Source organism: Brevibacterium limosum, from assembly GCF_011617705.1.
GTDB lineage: Bacteria > Actinomycetota > Actinomycetes > Actinomycetales > Brevibacteriaceae > Brevibacterium > Brevibacterium limosum.
The window spans coordinates 756,754-773,623 of the sequence record NZ_CP050154.1; the positions used below are offsets into that span (position 1 = coordinate 756,754).

A 16,870-nucleotide genomic window follows, 5' to 3' on the forward strand; every position below is an offset into this window, starting at 1 on the left:
GCCACCGGTAATCCGCAGCCACGTTCGGTGGCGATGACGTGAGAACGGGCTACCGGCTGGTGCCGGCGGGGGCGGCCTCAGGACTACCTGACGGCGGCTCAACAACCTCGCGCGAGGTTGCTGAGCCGCCGTCAGGTAGTAATTGGGGGCGGCCTCAGGTGAGCAGAACGGCTCCGCCGAGAGCGATGAGGGCGACGACGATCGTGACCAGGGTGGCCAGTGCGATCGGTCGGGCACCGAGGTTCTTCAGCGACCGCCACTGCACTCCGCGGCCGAGGGCGAACATCGCCATCGCCAGGCACACGGTCTGGATCCAGCTGAGCCCGGTGACCGCGAACTCCGGCAGCAGACCGAAGGTGCGCAGGGCCGCCATGACGAGGAAGCCGACGACGAAGAGCGGCACGATCGGCGGGCGCTTGCCCTGAGCCGGAGCTGCCTTCGTCGTCGTCGACACCGCCCCCGCGGACGAGGCACCCGGGCCCGCTCCTGCGGAGGTCTCAGCGGATCCGTCGGCCGCCTCGGTGGTGGAGTTCGCCAGTGCCTTGTTCTCGCTGCGGCGCACGGCATAGCTGAACACGGCGACGGTGGGAGCGAGCATGATGACGCGGGCGAGCTTGACGAGGACGGCGATCTCGAGGGCGGCGGGTCCGATGATTCCACCGATCGCCACGACCTGGGCGACCTCGTGGGTGGCGGCACCGCCCCACATGCCGGCGGTCTCCGGGGACAGGCCCATGGCGGTCGAGAGACCGGGGACGATCGCGATCATCAGGGTGCCGAAGAGGACGACGAGGCCGATCGCCGCCGCCACATCCTCCTTCTTCGACTTCAGAGTCGACTCGACGCCGGCGACGGCGGCAGCACCGCAGATGCCGAATCCGCTGCCGATGAGCACGGCCAGGGGGCGGTCGACCTTGAGCGGTTTGGCCAGGGCGATGGCCGAGAGGATGCCGGCGGCGACGATGACGGCGGCGAGGACGAGGACGAGCCAGCCGAGGTCGAGGATGTCGCCGAGCACGACCTGCGCGCCGAGGGCGACGATGCCCAGGCGCAGCAGCGGCTTCGCCGCGAAGTTGAGTCCGGGCATGAACGCCTCGGGGAGGTCGGGCACGAGATTGCCCAGGAGGATGCCGAGCACGATCGCCACGAGCAGCGGCGAGAGCACGGGCAGGAGCATGGAGATCGGCCACGCGACGGCCGTGGCCGCAGCGGCGACGGCGAGTCCGGGCAGAAGGGACGTGAAGCGGTTCATGGCTTCAGTCTGTCAACGCCCGGTCAGTCGCAGTAGACGGTGATTTCGACGCAACCCATATGGATCTGATATGTCATGATGAGCATATGCACGATCTCGGGAATATGAAGAACTGGCCCGAGCTCCAGGCGCTGGGGCTGCTGGTGGCCCTCAGCGGCAACGCCAGATCGATCGGTCAGGCCGCGGCGAAACTCGACCTCGCCCAGCCGAATGCCTCCCGCAGCCTGCGCAACCTCGAACGCGACCTCAAGGTGCCGCTGCTGCGGCGCTCGCCGCGGGGAACCGAACTCACCGTCGAAGGCCGCGCCGTCGCCGAATGGGCGTCGACGGTCATCGAAGCCTATGACACCCTCTACACCGGGGCCCGCGCCATCCAGGACGCCCGCGCCGGAACGGTCAAGGTCAGCGCCTCGCTGACGGTCGCCGAGTACCTCATGCCCCGCCACCTCACGACCTTCCGCGCCGCGCACCCGAAGATCGACATCGGACTGTCCGTGGAGAACTCCGCGACCGTCATCGACCGGGTGCGCCGGCAGACCTGCGACCTCGGCCTCATCGAAACCGTGTCCCTGCCCCAGGACCTCAACGCCGAGGTGGTCGGCCGTGACCGACTCATGATCGCCTGCGCCCCGGACTTCGCCCACGCCTGGACGAAGCCGATCACCGCGGAGGAGCTGGCGCAGGTGCCCCTGCTGGTGCGCGAGATCGGATCGGGCACCAGGGAAGCCATCGACGCGGCACTCGCCGAAGCCGACGGGGTGCGCGTGGCGGGGGAGTACGGCTCGAACTCCGCCCTGCGCATCGCCGCGGCCACCGCCGTCGCACCCGCAGTGCTCTCCGAGCTCGCGCTGCGCGACGATTTCCGGGCCGGACGTCTGGTGCCGCTGCCGGTCGCCGACGATGTCGATCTCACCCGCGAACTCCACGCCGTGTGGGCGAAGAGCCGACGGCAGTCACCCGGGGCACGTCTGCTGCTCGACCATATGGTCGCCAGCCTGGGGTAGGGGACTCGCAGCAGGCCGAGGGCGGTGTGGGGCAGAGGCCCCGCAAGGCGGCCCGGGACGGCTCAGCACCAGCGGCGGCCGCACCCTTATATTGGGCACATGACACAGCCTGAGCCTGCCTCCTCACCCGCCCCACATTCCGATTTCGCTCCGGACACCATCGTCGTCGAAACCGGACGCCCGCAGCGCACCGACGGTGCCGCGGTGAATCCGCCGATCGATCTGTCCTCGACCTTCGTCAGCACGGGCGACATCTCCGCATCCCCCTATGCCTACGCCCGCTTCGACACTCCCGCGTGGACGCCGTTCGAAGAAGCTCTCGGTCAGCTGGAGCACTCGGCACTGCCCGGGCTGGTCTTCGGCTCGGGTCTCGCGGCGATCTCGGCCGTGATCAGCCTCGTTCCCGCCGGAGGCACGCTGATCATCCCGACCCACAGCTACCAGGGTGCGCTCGCCTCCGCGGAGCAGATCTCGAAGCGCCAGAACTTCGACCTCGTCACCGTCGACATCGCCGACACCGAGGCGGTCATCGCCGCCCTCGACGACGCGGGGCACGCGACGCCGGGCCGGGTGGCAGCGGATGGGAGGGCCGCCTCGGCGAGAGCGGGCGGAGCCGGATCCCCGGGGATGCTGTGGATCGAGTCGCCGACGAACCCGATGCTCGAGGTCGCCGACGTTCCCGCGCTGACCGCGGCCGCAGAGGACCGCGGCTTCCTCGTCTGCGTCGACAACACCTTCGCCACCCCGCTGCTGCAGACTCCGCTCGACCTGGGCGCCGACATCGTCGTGCACTCGGTGACGAAGTACCTGGCAGGCCACTCCGACGTCGTCCTCGGCGCGGTCGTGACCGGCAGCACCGCGCTGCGTCAGGACCTGCACACGGAACGGTCGATGCGCGGCGGCATCGCCGGGCCCTTCGAGGTCTGGCTGGCCCTGCGCGGACTGCGCACCCTGGCGGTGCGCCTCGACCGTGCGCAGACCAACGCCCAAGCCATCGCCGAGCGCCTGGCCGCCCACCCCGCCGTCGTCGAAACCCGCTACCCGGGCCTGCCGAACGACCCCGGCCACGCCCGCGCCGCCGCGCAGATGAACGGTTTCGGGGCGATCATCTCCTTCACCGTCGAATCCGCGGACAGGGCCACCGCCATCGCCGAGGCGGTCCGACTGTGGACACCGGCGACGTCCCTGGGCGGTGTGGAATCCCTCATCGAGCGTCGCCGCCGCCACGCGTCGGAACCCGCGACCGTGCCCGAGGGACTCATCCGCCTGAGCGTGGGCATCGAGAACCTCGACGACCTGTGGGCCGACCTCGAGGCGGCCCTGGCCTGATGGGGCATACGCCCGACTATGTGCTCGACCGGCCCGGCGTGGGCGACCTCGATCAGTTCTTCGCCATCGACTCCGACCCGCGGGTCTGGACGCACCTGCCCAGCGGACGGTTGACAGAGGCGGAAGAGGCCGAGGCGATCCTCGTCAAGCTGGTCTCGCAGTGGGAACTCGACGGAATCGGGCCGTGGATGGTCAGACAGGCTCCCGGAGGAGAGATCGTGGGCCACTGCGGATGTTCGCTGCGCGGCGTGCCCGGACCCGGTGCCTCCCGCCGCACGCCCGGAGCGTTCTGGAACCTCGGCTACCGCTTCCGCCCCGAAGCGCAGGGACACGGATTGGCGACCGCGGTGTCGCGGGATGCGATCGCAGCCGCCACGGACATCGACCCCGAGCTGCCGGTCGTGGCGTATCTGCTCGAGCACAACACCGCCTCGGCGGTGGTCGCCCGCAAGCTCGGGCTCGAACTCGTCCGTCGGGTGCCCGACGCCGGCAATCCCGACCCGGCGGCCGTTCGACTGGTCTTCGCCGACCGGGACCTCACCGCCGCTCAGCTCGACGCCACCGTGGTCTGAGGCAGGCGACTCCATTCGGCGCCCCCGTGGCCTCAGCGGGCGACTCCGTTCGACGGCCGGCCTGTGACGCAGATCAACTTAACGTACGTTAAAGTTGCGGTAGAAGCTTCCGAACGCCGACTCGGCGGACGGGGGCCGACGCCCTACCATCCAATCGGATCAGCGGATTCGTACGAAGGAGTCGCATTGTCCACCAGTGTTCTCACCGAAGTCAGCGGTGGTGTCACGACTGTGACCATCAACCGTCCGGAGAGCCTCAACGCACTCGACGAGGAAACGTTCCAGACCATCGGCAGAGCCGTCACCGAGGCGGCCGCGAACTCCCGTGCACTCATCCTCACCGGCAGCGAACGGGCCTTCAGCTCCGGTGCGGATCTGCAGGGAGGAGTCGAGAGGCGCGAGGGCATCGACCTCGCCGGTGCGAACGCGATCATCGCGTCGATCCTCGACCTGTCCATCCCCACGATCGCAGCGGTCTCCGGACCGGCGGCCGGAATCGGATGCTCCCTCGCCCTGGCCTGCGACTACCTGGTGATGAGCGAGAAGTCCTATCTCATGCTGCCCTTCACGAAGATCGGTCTCATGCCCGACGGCGGTTCGACCGCCTTGGTCGCCGCCTCGGCCGGGCGCCATCGGGCTCTGCGCCTGGCGCTGACGGGAGAGAAGCTGCAGGCCGCCGATGCTCTCGACTGGGGGCTGGCCAGCGAAGTCGTCCCCGCCGGAAGCCACCTCTCACGTGCCGAAGAGGTCGCCGCGGTCTTCGCGCAGGGCCCCACCCGGGCCCTGACCGCCTCGAAGCGAGCGATCAACCGGGCCAGTCTGGCCGAACTCGACTCGTCGTTCGGTCGCGAAGTCGAAGGGCAGGACGCTCTGCGCGCGAGCAAGGACTTCTCAGAAGGAGTCGCCGCATTTCTCGACAAACGCGCTCCGACGTTCACCGGGGAGTGATGCTCGGGCTAGTTCGGAGGAATCGGTTCATAACTGTTTGACCACGAATCGACACATCCGCATCCGTGCCGCTGTCGGTGCTGATGTGATGGTGACGACCGCCCACCACGAAACAGGCGATCACGACACTTCCCCCGCCGCGGCCACAGCGTCGCGGCGGGACCGGAGCACGAACGAAGGAGTCTCATGCTGACAGGAATCCCGTCCACCCTGGGCGACAGCTACCAGCTCAATACCACCAGCCTCATCCGCCATGCAGCCACCGTCTTCGGCGATGTCGAGGTCGTCTACCGCCGTTCGGACGGTTCCTGGGGGCGGTCGAACTACGCCGACGAGTTCAAACGCATGGCTCAGCTCGCGCAGGGTCTCGCCGACCTCGGCGTCGGCGCCGGCTCCATGGTCGGCGTCCTCGACTGGAACTCCCGCCGCCACCTCGAGCTCTACTTCGCTGTCCCCGGTGTGGCCGCCACCATGCTCCAGCTCAACCTGCGCCTGGCTCCCGAAGACCTCGCCTACGTCGTCAGCCATTCGAAGTCCGATTGGATCTTCGTCGACGAATCGCTTCTGTCCGTCGCCGAATCGCTGGCCCCGAAGCTCGACGTCAAGGGCTGGGTCGTCATGACCGAGAGACCGATCGCCGAGATCGAGACGAGCCTGGACAACGTCGTGTCCTACGAAGATCTCATCGCCGACAAGTCCGAGACCTTCGACTGGCCCGTCATCGACGAGAAGACCGCCGCCTACGCCGGATACACCACCGGCACCACCGGACGTCCCAAGGGCGTGTACTACTCGCACCGCTCGATCTACCTGCACACCATGGGCGGTCTTGCCGCACTGCACGCGAGCTTCGACGACTGCGTCATGCCCATCACCCCGATGTTCCATGTTCTGTCGTGGGGCTTCCCGCAGAACGCTGTGGCCGCCGGCGCCAAACTCGTCCTGCCGGGCAAGTTCGCCGCCGAGGAGTTCGGCGCCATCGCTCAGGCCTTCGTCGAGGAGAAGGTCACCCTGGCCAATGGTGCGCCCGCCATCTTCGGACCGATGCTGCAGATGATGAAGAAGATGCCGCAGGCTCCGGATCTCTCCGGCGTCCGGCTGGTGTCCGGATCCTCGGAGCCGCCGCTGTCGATGATGCGCGGCTTCAAGGAACTCACCGGTGCCGACGTCATCCACGGCTACGGTGCCACCGAGACCACCCCGCTCGCGTCGACGAACTGGAAGATCCGTCCCGGTCTCGACCTCGATGATGAGGAGAAGTGGGATCTCAAGCGCTCGCAGGGTCTGCCGATCATCGGTGTCGAGATGAAGATCGTCGACCCCGAAGGCAATGAGCTGCCGCGTGATGGGAAGGCGATGGGCGAGCTGCTCATGCGCGGGCCCTGGATCACTGAGTCGTACTTCCAGCTGCCCGACAACGCCGATCGCTTCCTCGACGGCTGGTGGCGTTCGGGTGACGTCGCCACCATCGATGAGCACGGGTACCTCAAGATCACCGACCGTCTCAAGGACGTCATCAAGTCCGGCGGTGAGTGGATCTCGTCGATCGACATGGAGAACGCGATCCTCGACAATTCCGACGTCAGTGAGGCCGCCGTCATCGGCGTCCCCGACGAGAAATGGGATGAGCGCCCCGTCGCCTATGTCGTCGCCAACCCCGGCGCCGAGGTGACCAGGGACTCGATCGTCGAGACGCTGAGTTCTCGTTTTGCGAAGTGGCAGATGCCCGACGAGGTCAGGGTCGTCGAGGAGATGCCGCGCACCTCGGTGGGCAAACTCGACAAGAAGCTGCTGCGCAAGGACTGGGAAGAGTCCTGAGCGTCCGAGCCGTCAGCTTCACAGCAGCAGCCAGCCTGCCAGCCCGGCGCCGATCACCGTCGCCCACGCGGGGACCTTCCACATGGTCCCGGCGACGAAGGCGGCGACGGCCAGCGCCAGGGTCGCAGGCGAGGTGATCCCCTCGACGAACACGGGGTCATAGAGCGCGGCCCCCAACAGCCCCACGACGGCGGCATTGACTCCGGTCAGTGCCGCCGTCGCCGGTTCCCAGGCGCGCAGCCGTTCCCAGAACGGCAGGATCCCGATCACCAGCAGTCCGGCTGGAAGGAAGATCGCCAGCAGAGCGATGCCGGCACCGAGGATGCCGCTGGGTCCCGTCGTCATCGACGCGCCGAGGAACGCCGCGAAGGTGAATAGGGGGCCGGGGACGGCCTGAGCGGCTCCGTACCCGGCGAGGAACGTGTCGTGATCGACCAGCCCGGTGGGCACGAGTTCGGCCTCGAGCAGGGGCAGGACGACATGGCCGCCGCCGAAGACCAGGGCTCCGGCCCGATAGAAGATGTCGATGAGGCGGACGGTCGCGTCCCCGGTCGTCGCGGTGAGCGCGGGCAGTCCGAAGAGGAGCGCGGCGAAGGCGATGAGGGCACCGATGCCCAGCCGCCGCGCGCCTCGTGTGCCGAGCCGAGAGGCGGGAACGTGAGACCCGACCGCGGCGGTCGCTGTCGTGGGGGCGGCCGCCTCGGCGAGGGGCTTCTGGTCGTTCGCACCTCGGTGGTCCCGTTTCAGCCAGACCAGGCCGAGCACGCCGCCGAGGACGATCGCGGCGATCTGGACGAGGGCCGTCGGCACGATCGAGTCCGGGACGACGAGCATGAGGATGAGGGCGGCCGCGGCGATGCTCGCCCGCCGGGCGTCCGGGGTCAGCGTTCGCGCCATCGACTGCACGGCCCCGGCGACGACGGCGACCGCGGCGGCCTTGAGCCCGAGCAGCCATCCGGCATCGCCGAGGTCGCCGAAGGCCGAGAGCCCGAGTGCGAAGAGAGTGAGCAGAACCGCCGACGGCAGGGTGAAGCTCACCCACGCCGCCGCGAGCCCGGGCAGGCCTGCACGGCGCAGACCGAGACCCATCCCGACCTGACTCGACGCGGGGCCCGGCAGCATCTGGCACAGGGCCACGAGGTCGGCATATTCGCGGTCGTCCAACCACGAGCGGCGGCCGACGAAGGTCTCGCGGAAATATCCGAGGTGGGCGACGGGGCCGCCGAACGAGGTCAGTCCCAGGCGCAGGAACGATCCGGCGACCTCGGCGGTGCGGGCGAGTGCAACGGTCATCGCATCAGTGAACACGGGTCAGATGACGCCGCGGTGAACAGACCCGGTGAACGAGCCGGGTGAACGGACTCGGTGAACGAGCCGGGTGAACGGACCCGGCGGGGTGGGTGCGGCGGCCGGACCGCGAATCGGGCCCGAGCCTCAGGGGTGGTGGAGGAGGTATGTGCCGCCCTTGAGGCAGGTGTCGACGACCCAGCCGTCCCCGACGAGGCCCGTCAGCGAGGTGCGCAGTGCCAGTCGCCAGCGGCTGGCGAGCTCGGCATCCTGGCCGCGCAGGTCTTCGATATCGGAGGGGAAGTCCAGCGAGACGAAGTCGGTCTCCTTCGGCACCTCGCTCAGCAGCGGTTCCCCGTCGTCGTCGGCGCGCAGGCAGGGAAACGCCGATCCGGGATCGACGACCGAGGCCCGTGCCGGACGATCGAGCGGCCAAGACACCATCATCCGATCGCTGGCTTGGCCGGAGTTCACGCCGTCGCGCATCTGCCCGTAGAAGTCCTCGAGGTATTCGACCATGCCGACGCCCAGGCGCTGGAAGTTGAAGTAGGCATTCCGGGCGACCAAGGGGTCGAAGGTCCAGGTCATCTCGGTGATCCCGAGGTTGAGGCACCACAGGCGCTGGTGCAGCTTCATCGCAGATCCGGCGCCGCGGCCGATGACCTGGTGGCGGACTCCCGCGATATGCGAATGCATGAGCGTGCCCAGCGGCTGACCGAAGAAGCCGATGGTGACACCGATCATCTCGTCGGGTTCGTCGACGCTGTACGCAGCGGAGACATAGTTGCCGGCGTGGGCGAAGGCGATGATGAGGCTGGGTTCGAACACATTCGCGCCGGTCTCATCGACGTTCCAGACCTCATCGAGCAACATCGACGCCTTCGCCGCCTCGTCGGCGGTGTGGATCTCGCGCACGTCGATGCGGGCGGTCTCTGCCGCAGCGGCGTATTCGTCCTCCGCCAGGGCGAGGATCTCCGAGGCCACTGTTCTCAGTTCTGGGTTCGCGCTCATGGTGACATTGTGCCACCTGATCCCGGCCTCGGCGGGGCGCGCACGGCAACGATTCGACTACGGCGAACCCCGCCGCCTGAGCCGACGGGGCGGGTATAGCCTGGACACATGAGCTCAACAGTCGCCGTCATCGGCGCCGGAACCATCGGCCGATCGTTCGCCTATCTCTTCGCCCGCAGCGGGTACACCGTGCGGGTCTTCGACCCGCGTTCCGACCTCGCCGAGGTGGTCGCCGGCCTGCAGGCCGAGGTCACCGCTGATGCCTCGGCCAGGAATGAGTTGGCCTCACAGATCGGCACCGTCGAGACCGCCGATTCCGTCGAGGCCGCCGTGGCCGGCGTCGTCTTCGTTCAGGAATCCGGTCCCGAGGACGCGCAAGCGAAGCCGGTGCTGTTCTCTCAGATCGCTGAGGCGGCTCCACGAGAGGCCGTGTTCGCAACGTCATCATCGACGATCCCAGCCTCATCGATTGCGCCCGCGCTGCCGGAGTCGGCCGCATCCCGAGTCATCGTCGGTCACCCGTTCAACCCGCCGCATCTCATGCCGCTCGTCGAAGTCGTGCCCTCCCCGCAGACCTCGCAGGAGTCCGTGGACGCCGCGGTCGAGTTCTATCGCAGCTGCGGTCGCGAACCGGTGGTGCTGGGGCGGGAGATCCGTGGATTCGTCGGCAACCGGCTGCAGAATGCGCTGATGAGAGAGGCGATCTCGCTCGTGCAGAACGGAGTCGTCACTGCTGCAGACCTCGACACGGTGATGAAGAATTCGCTGGGTCTGCGGTGGTCGGCCGTCGGCCAGTTCGAAGGCATGCACTTCGGTGGGGGAGAAGCCGGGATCCGCGGATTCATGGACCATATCGGTCCGGCCTTCGCCGCCATCGAGGATCTGCCCGTCGACGCCGATCCCGCCGGCATGGAAGAAGTCTTCGAACAGGTCGAAGAAGCCTATGGTCCGCAGCCGACCCCACAATCCGCCGAGGTCCGCGACCGGATCCAAAGAGCGGTCCTCGAAGCCCGTGGCCAAGGTCGCTGAATCATCTGTTTGGTGACGGGACAGACATTCTCACCAGCCTGAATAAGGAATCTTTGAGGTGGCTCCCAGTGTTGTCTCAAGGACAAGAGCATCTGCGCTTCGGGGCAATCCGCTCCGGAGGCTGCGATGTGATCACCTCAGGAGGGGAACACTATGGGCAGTTTCTTCACCGGCGTCGAATCGCCGGGAATGATCGATTGGGCCACGATGCCCACCTACAACACGATCATGTCGGTGGCGGTCGGGGCCGGACTGCTCGCCGTCGTCCTCTTCTACCGGGAGCTGCGTCTTGCCGGTGGAGCAGCTGGAACCGCTGACAGCGGACGATCGACATGGCGCAGCGGCAGACATGTGCTCAACACCGACGGGTGGGCACTGACCTTCGGCGTACTGGGACTCATCCTCACCCTGACCGGCCTGCACATGACGCTGACCTGGCCGCTGGCGGCGGGCGGATTCGCCTTTGACAACGTCATCTTCGGTGAGACGAGCCTCGCTTTCGGCGTGCTCATGCTCGCTGCCGCCTGGTATCTGTGGAAGCGCGGGAGTGACCTCGAGGCCGATGTCGATCCGCTGGGCAGGGCGGCGAGCACGGTTCGGCCCCTGTCGATCTTCATCGCCGGGCTCGGTCTGGCACTGTTCGCCATCGCGCTCGCAGGAATCGTCTACCAACTCTTCGCCGCTCCGGCACAGGAGCCGATCTCTGGTGCCTTCGCCGACTACCCGGTCATCGAAGCCACGTTCATGTCGCTGCTGTTCGCTCTGGTCGGCCTCGGAGCGGTGCTGTTCCCCTTCGCCGTGCGCAAGGTGCTGGGCACCCCGGCCGACTCACCGGCCCGCGGTGCCGCAGTCTCCGTGACCGGTGTGGTCTGGACGATCACCGGAATCGTGTTCGTCCTCTTCGGTGCGATGAACTTCTACACGCACATCGGACTCATCGTCAACACCATGTGACCAGCGGCCGGGGCTCAGACGGCTGCCCGGTAGAAGTATGTGGTGCGTTCGGCGATGAGGCCCTCGGTGTCGAAGAGGAAGAAGTCGGCGAAGCCCACCGAGGTCTCCGTACCGTCCTTGAGGCGACCGCTGAAGACGCCGCGGCTGGAGGCCCGGTCGCCGTCGACGAGGATCTCCTGCAGCGAATGCGCACCGGATTCGATGACGCGCTCGCCGTGGTAGAAGTCGGTGATCTGCCGGCCGTCCATCGTCGGATAGCCGGGACGATCATAGCTGGCGTCGGCGGCGAACAGCGCCGAGGTGGCGTCCGCATCTCCGGCATCGACGGTGGTGTAGTAGCGCTTCACGAGTTCAGTCACACTGGCCATGGGCTTACCGTAGCAGTCGTCTGTGCTGTGTGAGTGCCTCTGAGCCGCCTTCGCGGCCCCGTGTGCGCACCTCGGCAACTGATCCTTGGCGTAGCCGGACCAGCTGATCTGCGGAGTCGGCCTGCGCCTCGTCGTGAGTGGCCAGGACGATCGTCGTCCCCTCGGAACGCACCGCGCCCATCGCTCGACCGATGAGCGCGACGGCCTGGGAATCGACTCCGGCCAACGGCTCGTCGAGGAGAAGCAGGGACGCCTCCTGGGCCAATCCTTGGGCGACGAGCGTACGCTGCCGCTGGCCACCCGAGAGGCCGCCGAGGCGACGGTCGGCAAGATCGGAGATGTGCAGTCGTTCGAGACAGTCGTCGACGATCCGGCGATCCCTCCGGCTGAGGCGGCCGAAGGGGCCCGTGGTCCTCCAGCGGCCCATTTCGACCGTCTGCCTGACGGTGATCGGCAGATGGTCGGGAGCGCTGCTGTGCTGGGGGACGAAGGCGATATCGGCAGGGCGGCCCGCGATCGTTCCGGCGCTGGGGCGGAGCAGCCCGGCCAGGGCCATGAGCACGGTGGACTTGCCCGAGCCGTTGTGGCCGACGAGTGCGGTGACCACCCCGGCCGGAATGTGCAGGTCGATGGCATCGACGGCGAGATGCCCGCCGTAGTGGCAGGTCAGGCCCGTGACGTCGACAGCAGGCGGCGATTTCTCCATCCAATAATGATAATGACTATCATCACATGAATGGAATTCCTCCTCGAGCCCTTCGGCGTCTCCTTCGTCCTCCGCGCGCTCATCGCCGGCGTGCTCGCGGCCGTACTCTGCGGCTGCATCGGCACCTGGGTGGTGCTGCGCGGCCTCGCGTTCTTCGGGGATGCGATGTCCCACGGCATGCTCCCCGGGGTTGCGATCGCCGCCCTGCTCGGTGGGCATCTGATGATCGGCGCGGCGATCAGCGCCCTGCTCATGGCCGCGGGCATCACCTGGGTCGCACGCGAATCCAAGCTGTCCCAGGACGTGAGCATCGGACTGCTGTTCGTCGGCATGCTCGCATTCGGCGTCGTCATCATCTCCCATTCGCAGTCCTTCGCCGTCGACCTCACCGCCTTCCTGTTCGGGGACGTGCTCGGCGTCCGCTGGGCCGATCTCGTCATCCTCGGCGTCGCGACCGGCTTCGGCGTGCTCGCCTGCATCCTTCTGCGGCGGCCGTTCCTCGCCCTGGCCTTCGATGAGCGCAAGGCCGCCACACTGGGCATGCGGCCAGGGTGGGCGCATGCGGCGCTGCTCATCCTCACGGCCCTCGCGGTGGTCGCGTCGTTCCAGGTCGTCGGCACGCTGCTCGTCTTCGGGCTCCTCATCGGACCGCCGGCCACGGCATTCCTGCTGTTCAGGAGCGTCGGGGCGATGATGGTCGCCGCGGCGGCCCTCGGTGCCTTCGCGACCTTCGCGGGCCTGATGGTCAGCTGGCATGCGGGGACCTCGGCCGGGGCGACGATCGCCCTCGTCGCCGTCGGGACCTTCTTTCTCGTCCTCGTCGCGAAACGACTCCGCAATGCGCTAGTATTTCGCTGGTAATGAGAATGACTATCAGTAGAAAGTCATTATGAAGAACCTGCCACTCCCCGCCGCCGCATCGATCCTCGCGGCCGCCGCACTGCTCGTCGGATGTCAGAATGCCTCTCCGCACGCGGCCGAGCCCGAGTCCGACACCGACTCCGCCACGCCGCACGGCTACGTCGAAGGCGCCGAGGAGGCGAGCGAACCGCAGCTGCGCCTGAGCGTCAGCGACTCGGAATCGGGTGCCGTGCAGATCCTCGACCTGCTCAGCGAGGAGACCGTGCTCGAGATGCCTGCAACCGCGGACACCACCCTTGCCGGAGCCGACGCCCGCTACCTCTACCTCGCCGATCAGGAGGCCGGAACCGTGACCCCCGTCGACACGGGAGTCTGGACCGTCGATCACGGCGACCACAAGCACTACTACCGCGCCGAACCGACAGCGCTCGACGCGGTCACCGGCGCCGATCCCGCCCATGTCGTCTCGGCCGGCACGGGCGTCGCCCTCTTCTTCGACGGAGAAGGACGCGCGAAGCTCCTCGACCGCGGCGGACTCGGCGACGGGAACGTCGAACAGCTCGGCACCATCAGGCCCGGTCCCCACCACGGTGTCGCGGTGCCCTACGAAGACCACCTGATCTCCACCGTCCCCGGCGAATCGTCGGAGGATCTGCCGTCCTCACTCGCGGTCTACGACGAGAAAGGCAAAGCCGCGCCCGTCGATGAGGACTGCGCGGAGATCCACGGCGCCGGAGTCACCAGAGAGGGTCCCGCCTTCGTCTGCGCCGAGGGGCTGATGACGTTCGACGACGATCTCTCCGCGAAGCTCGTGCCCTACCCCGACGAGGCCGACGGGTCGCGTGCCTGGTCGGTGGAGGTCGGCCGCGACCTCGCCGCCGCACCTCTCGATGACCACGGAATCGGCCTGTTCGATGCGAAGTCCGGTGAATGGACGTATGCCGACACCGGCGCCGAGGTGGTCGCCGCCTCCGTGGCCGGCGACGACTCCGCCGTGGTCGCCCTCGATGCCGACGGCACGGCCTATGCGATCGATCCCGAGACAGGAGAGACCGAGACGAAGGAAGACCTCGTCGACGTTCCGAAGACGGAGAGCGAGGGGCGCGGGTCCGGTCCCGATGTCGTCGTCGACCGGGAGCGCGCCTATGTCAGCGACCCGAGTTCCGGCACCGTCCTCGAACTCGACCAGGCCGACGGGCTGCGCCAGGCGCGCAGCTTCGACGTCGGCGGAACTCCGGCCGCGCTCGCGGTCACCGGCCGATGAGCACGGGAGGCGCGAGGCGCGGACGCCCGAGGGATCCGCGCAGGCCCCGACCGTTCACTTCGCTGTTCGCCGCGGCGCTCGCCCTCGGCCTCACCGCCGCGGTCACGGCCTGCTCGACCGGGCAGGAGACCCCGCGCATCGTCGTGACGACGAACATCCTCGGCGATGTCGTGCGCAATGTCGTCGGCGAATCCGCCGACGTCACGGTGCTGATGAAACCCAACGCCGATCCCCACTCCTTCGGGATCTCGGCGAAGGAGGCCGGGCAGATGGAGTCAGCGGATCTCATCGTGTCCAACGGCCTCGGACTCGAAGAGGGACTGAACGCGAACCTCGACAATGCCCGCAGCGAAGGCGTCGAGGTCCTCGAAGTCGGGGAGCACATCGATCCGCTCGACTATCGCAGCGGGGAGAGCTCGGGCCAAGCGGATCCGCACTTCTGGACCGACCCGGAACGCATGCTCACCGCCGTCGACGCCATCGAAGACACCCTGGCAGAACAGGTCGGAAGTGACGTCGCCGCTGCGGTCGCCGATTCCGCAGACACCTACCGGGACCAGCTGAAAGACCTCGATGCCGAGATCGCGGACATCGCCGAGGCGATTCCTGCCGACCGGCGGAAGCTCGTGACCAACCACCACGTGTTCGGCTACTTCGCCGAGCGCTTCGACTTCGAGGTCATCGGTGCGGTCCTGCCCAGCGGCACGACGCTCGCCTCACCCTCGGCAGCCGACCTCGAGGAGCTCGCCAGAACGGTCGAGGAAGCAGGTGTGCCGACGATCTTCGCCGACTCCTCCCAACCGCAGAAACTCGCCGAGGCGCTCTCCGGTGAGGTCGATACCGAGGTCGAGGTGGTGCCCCTGTACTCGGAATCCCTGACCGAGGCCGACAGGGGCGCCGCCACCTACATCGACATGCAGAAAGCCAACGCCGAGGCCATCGCCGCGGGACTGGCACCCGAAGACTGAGATCCACCACAGAGAAGAAGAGAGAACAGAGGAAATGAGAACACCACTGATGAGGCGACACCGCACGATCATCGGCTCCGCATCCGCGGCCCTCGCCGCGACCCTGCTGATGTCCGCCTGCGGCACGAGCGGAAGCGAAACGGCCGGTCACGACGAACCCAGCGGCGAACAGGCCGGAGCCGAGGACGCCGAGGAACTCGACGCACCCGCCCCGCGCCTGGTGACCACCTACGACGGTGGGATCATGACGCTCGACGCGCAGACCCTCGAAGTCATCGACGATACGAAGCTCGAAGGCTTCAATCGGGTCAACCCCGTCGGCGACTCCCGCCACGTCATGGTCTCCGTGGCCGAGGGGTTCCGGCTCTTCGACGCCGGGGTCTGGACCGAAGAGCACGGCGACCACACGCACAGCTACGCGGCGGCGCCGACCCTGACCGACACGGTCTACGAAACCGACACTCCCGGGCACGTCGTCCGGCACGGCGGGACGACCGTGCTCTTCGGCGATGGGGACGGCAAGATCCAGACCTTCGACACCTCCTCCTTCGCCGAAGGCGCACCGGAACCTCAGGTGATTCAGGCGGAGGAACCGCATCACGGTGTCGCTGTCAGGCTCGAAGACGGCTCGACTCTGCACACCATCGGCACCGAGGAGGAGCGCTCCGGGGCGAAGGTCGTCGATGCCGAGGGCAAGGAGATCGCCCGCAGCGAGGACTGCCCCGGCGTTCACGGCGAGGCGGCGGCCCAGGACGAAGCCATCGCGCTCGGCTGCGAGGACGGAATACTGCTGTACAAGGACGGCGAATTCAGCAAGGTCGATGCGGAGGACGACTACGGGCGCATCGGCAATCAGGCCGGCAGCGACGAGTCCCCGGTCGTTCTCGGCGACTACAAGGTCGATGAGGACGCCGAGCTCGAACGTCCTGAGCGCATCAGCCTCACAGACACCGAGGCGGGCACGATGAAGCTCGTCGACCTCGGTGCCTCGTACAGCTTCCGCTCGCTGGGCCGCGGTCCGGACGGTGAGGCCCTCGTTCTCGGCACGGACGGGGCACTGCGGGTCATCGACCCGAAGTCCGGAACCGTGGACGAGGAATACCCCGTCATCGACGAATGGGAGGAGCCGGTCGATTGGCAGCAGGCCCGACCGACCCTGTTCGTGCAGGGAGAGAAGGCCTTTGTGTCCGAACCGGAGAAGTCCGAGATCCACATCGTCGATCTTGATACCGGGAAGGTTGAGAAGACCGCCGAACTGCCGCACGCCACCGACGAGATCACCGGTGTCACCGGGTGAGGTGCGACGTTCGTGAGTGAGTGACTCCGACGGCACGGCCGGCAGACCCGACCCGCCGACGAATCCGCGGAGCTGTCAGCGGCGCCGGGGCAACCGCCTCGGCGCCGGCTGACAAGATGCTCAAGAACTCGCCCAGGAGGTGAGACATGGATTGCCGGGACCGGGCATCGGCCATAGGTTGGAAGGTGACCGACGTTCTGCC

General features: G+C 67.6%; 16 protein-coding genes. 11 read left to right on the forward strand and 5 right to left on the reverse strand.

Annotated features, from left to right (window positions below; translation table 11 throughout):
* Nucleotides 1-154: 154 nt before the first annotated feature.
* Nucleotides 155-1,252, reverse strand: a complete 1,098-nt coding sequence (locus GUY37_RS03310; protein WP_166822150.1) for a YeiH family protein — start codon at nt 1,250-1,252, stop codon at nt 155-157.
* Nucleotides 1,253-1,338: 86 nt separating this feature from the next.
* Here GUY37_RS03310 and GUY37_RS03315 point away from each other — a divergent pair, with 86 nt between their 5' ends.
* From GUY37_RS03315 to GUY37_RS03335, 5 genes are all read left to right on the forward strand, one after another.
* Nucleotides 1,339-2,256: a LysR family transcriptional regulator gene (locus GUY37_RS03315; protein WP_166822153.1), complete on the forward strand. Its 918-nt coding sequence runs from the start codon at nt 1,339-1,341 to the stop codon at nt 2,254-2,256.
* A 99-nt stretch (nt 2,257-2,355) separates the two neighbouring features.
* Nucleotides 2,356-3,585, forward strand: a complete 1,230-nt coding sequence (locus GUY37_RS03320; protein ID WP_166822156.1) for a trans-sulfuration enzyme family protein — start codon at nt 2,356-2,358, stop codon at nt 3,583-3,585.
* The gene (locus GUY37_RS03325) at nt 3,585-4,157 is read left to right on the forward strand and encodes a GNAT family N-acetyltransferase (RefSeq protein ID WP_166822159.1); all 573 of its coding nucleotides are present in this window, start codon (nt 3,585-3,587) and stop codon (nt 4,155-4,157) included. Before GUY37_RS03320 ends, GUY37_RS03325 begins: the two co-directional genes overlap by 1 nt.
* A gap of 186 nt (nt 4,158-4,343) precedes the next feature.
* Nucleotides 4,344-5,105 (forward strand): enoyl-CoA hydratase, encoded by a 762-nt coding sequence (locus GUY37_RS03330; protein ID WP_166822162.1) that lies wholly within the window; start codon nt 4,344-4,346, stop codon nt 5,103-5,105.
* Between the two features lie 186 nt (nt 5,106-5,291).
* Complete coding sequence (locus GUY37_RS03335) at nt 5,292-6,923, forward strand: long-chain-fatty-acid--CoA ligase (RefSeq protein WP_166822164.1); 1,632 nt, start codon at nt 5,292-5,294, stop codon at nt 6,921-6,923.
* Nucleotides 6,924-6,941: 18 nt separating this feature from the next.
* Here GUY37_RS03335 and chrA read toward each other — a convergent pair whose 3' ends face one another.
* Together chrA and GUY37_RS03345 are read right to left on the reverse strand one after the other, a co-directional pair.
* Complete coding sequence (gene chrA / locus GUY37_RS03340; protein WP_166822167.1) at nt 6,942-8,216, reverse strand: chromate efflux transporter; 1,275 nt, start codon at nt 8,214-8,216, stop codon at nt 6,942-6,944.
* A gap of 141 nt (nt 8,217-8,357) precedes the next feature.
* Entirely contained in the window at nt 8,358-9,221 is an 864-nt protein-coding gene (locus GUY37_RS03345) for a hypothetical protein (protein ID WP_166822170.1), read from the reverse strand.
* A 108-nt stretch (nt 9,222-9,329) separates the two neighbouring features.
* Here GUY37_RS03345 and GUY37_RS03350 point away from each other — a divergent pair, with 108 nt between their 5' ends.
* Entirely contained in the window at nt 9,330-10,250 is a 921-nt protein-coding gene (locus GUY37_RS03350) for a 3-hydroxyacyl-CoA dehydrogenase NAD-binding domain-containing protein (protein ID WP_166822172.1), read from the forward strand.
* Nucleotides 10,251-10,403: 153 nt separating this feature from the next.
* On the forward strand, nt 10,404-11,204 hold the full coding sequence (locus GUY37_RS03355; RefSeq protein ID WP_166822175.1) for a DUF981 family protein: 801 nt from the start codon (nt 10,404-10,406) through the stop codon (nt 11,202-11,204).
* Between the two features lie 14 nt (nt 11,205-11,218).
* On the opposite strand, the gene GUY37_RS03360 is transcribed toward GUY37_RS03355, so the two are convergent.
* Complete coding sequence (locus GUY37_RS03360; protein ID WP_166822178.1) at nt 11,219-11,572, reverse strand: nuclear transport factor 2 family protein; 354 nt, start codon at nt 11,570-11,572, stop codon at nt 11,219-11,221.
* 4 nt (nt 11,573-11,576) lie between these two features.
* A complete protein-coding gene (gene aztA / locus GUY37_RS03365) occupies nt 11,577-12,278 on the reverse strand; it encodes a zinc ABC transporter ATP-binding protein AztA (protein ID WP_166822181.1) in 702 nt (233 codons plus the stop codon).
* A 30-nt stretch (nt 12,279-12,308) separates the two neighbouring features.
* Here aztA and aztB point away from each other — a divergent pair, with 30 nt between their 5' ends.
* From aztB to aztD, 4 genes are read left to right on the forward strand one after another with little or no spacing between them, the layout of a single operon-like run.
* Nucleotides 12,309-13,139: a zinc ABC transporter permease AztB gene (gene aztB, locus GUY37_RS03370; protein WP_166822184.1), complete on the forward strand. Its 831-nt coding sequence runs from the start codon at nt 12,309-12,311 to the stop codon at nt 13,137-13,139.
* A 28-nt stretch (nt 13,140-13,167) separates the two neighbouring features.
* Nucleotides 13,168-14,403 carry a PQQ-binding-like beta-propeller repeat protein gene (locus GUY37_RS03375; protein ID WP_166822187.1) on the forward strand — a complete coding sequence of 412 codons (1,236 nt, stop codon included), beginning with the start codon at nt 13,168-13,170 and terminating at the stop codon, nt 14,401-14,403.
* Nucleotides 14,400-15,371 (forward strand): zinc ABC transporter substrate-binding protein AztC, encoded by a 972-nt coding sequence (aztC, locus tag GUY37_RS03380; RefSeq protein WP_166822190.1) that lies wholly within the window; start codon nt 14,400-14,402, stop codon nt 15,369-15,371. Before GUY37_RS03375 ends, aztC begins: the two co-directional genes overlap by 4 nt.
* 49 nt (nt 15,372-15,420) lie before the next feature.
* Entirely contained in the window at nt 15,421-16,668 is a 1,248-nt protein-coding gene (gene aztD, locus GUY37_RS03385; protein WP_166822193.1) for a zinc metallochaperone AztD, read from the forward strand.
* Nucleotides 16,669-16,870: the final 202 nt, after the last annotated feature.

Excerpts from the sequence above, each read along its gene's own strand:
- GUY37_RS03310 (WP_166822150.1), bottom strand. The coding sequence starts at position 1,252 with ATGAACCGCTTCACGTCCCTTCTGCCCGGACTCGCCGTCGCCGCTGCG.
- GUY37_RS03315 (WP_166822153.1), top strand. The coding sequence starts at position 1,339 with ATGCACGATCTCGGGAATATGAAGAACTGGCCCGAGCTCCAGGCGCTG.
- GUY37_RS03320 (WP_166822156.1), top strand. The coding sequence starts at position 2,356 with ATGACACAGCCTGAGCCTGCCTCCTCACCCGCCCCACATTCCGATTTC.
- GUY37_RS03325 (WP_166822159.1), top strand. The coding sequence starts at position 3,585 with ATGGGGCATACGCCCGACTATGTGCTCGACCGGCCCGGCGTGGGCGAC.
- GUY37_RS03335 (WP_166822164.1), top strand. The coding sequence starts at position 5,292 with ATGCTGACAGGAATCCCGTCCACCCTGGGCGACAGCTACCAGCTCAAT.
- chrA (WP_166822167.1), bottom strand. The coding sequence starts at position 8,216 with ATGACCGTTGCACTCGCCCGCACCGCCGAGGTCGCCGGATCGTTCCTG.
- GUY37_RS03345 (WP_166822170.1), bottom strand. The coding sequence starts at position 9,221 with ATGAGCGCGAACCCAGAACTGAGAACAGTGGCCTCGGAGATCCTCGCC.
- GUY37_RS03350 (WP_166822172.1), top strand. The coding sequence starts at position 9,330 with ATGAGCTCAACAGTCGCCGTCATCGGCGCCGGAACCATCGGCCGATCG.
- GUY37_RS03355 (WP_166822175.1), top strand. The coding sequence starts at position 10,404 with ATGGGCAGTTTCTTCACCGGCGTCGAATCGCCGGGAATGATCGATTGG.
- GUY37_RS03360 (WP_166822178.1), bottom strand. The coding sequence starts at position 11,572 with ATGGCCAGTGTGACTGAACTCGTGAAGCGCTACTACACCACCGTCGAT.
- aztA (WP_166822181.1), bottom strand. The coding sequence starts at position 12,278 with ATGGAGAAATCGCCGCCTGCTGTCGACGTCACGGGCCTGACCTGCCAC.
- aztB (WP_166822184.1), top strand. The coding sequence starts at position 12,309 with ATGGAATTCCTCCTCGAGCCCTTCGGCGTCTCCTTCGTCCTCCGCGCG.
- GUY37_RS03375 (WP_166822187.1), top strand. The coding sequence starts at position 13,168 with ATGAAGAACCTGCCACTCCCCGCCGCCGCATCGATCCTCGCGGCCGCC.
- aztC (WP_166822190.1), top strand. The coding sequence starts at position 14,400 with ATGAGCACGGGAGGCGCGAGGCGCGGACGCCCGAGGGATCCGCGCAGG.
- aztD (WP_166822193.1), top strand. The coding sequence starts at position 15,421 with ATGAGGCGACACCGCACGATCATCGGCTCCGCATCCGCGGCCCTCGCC.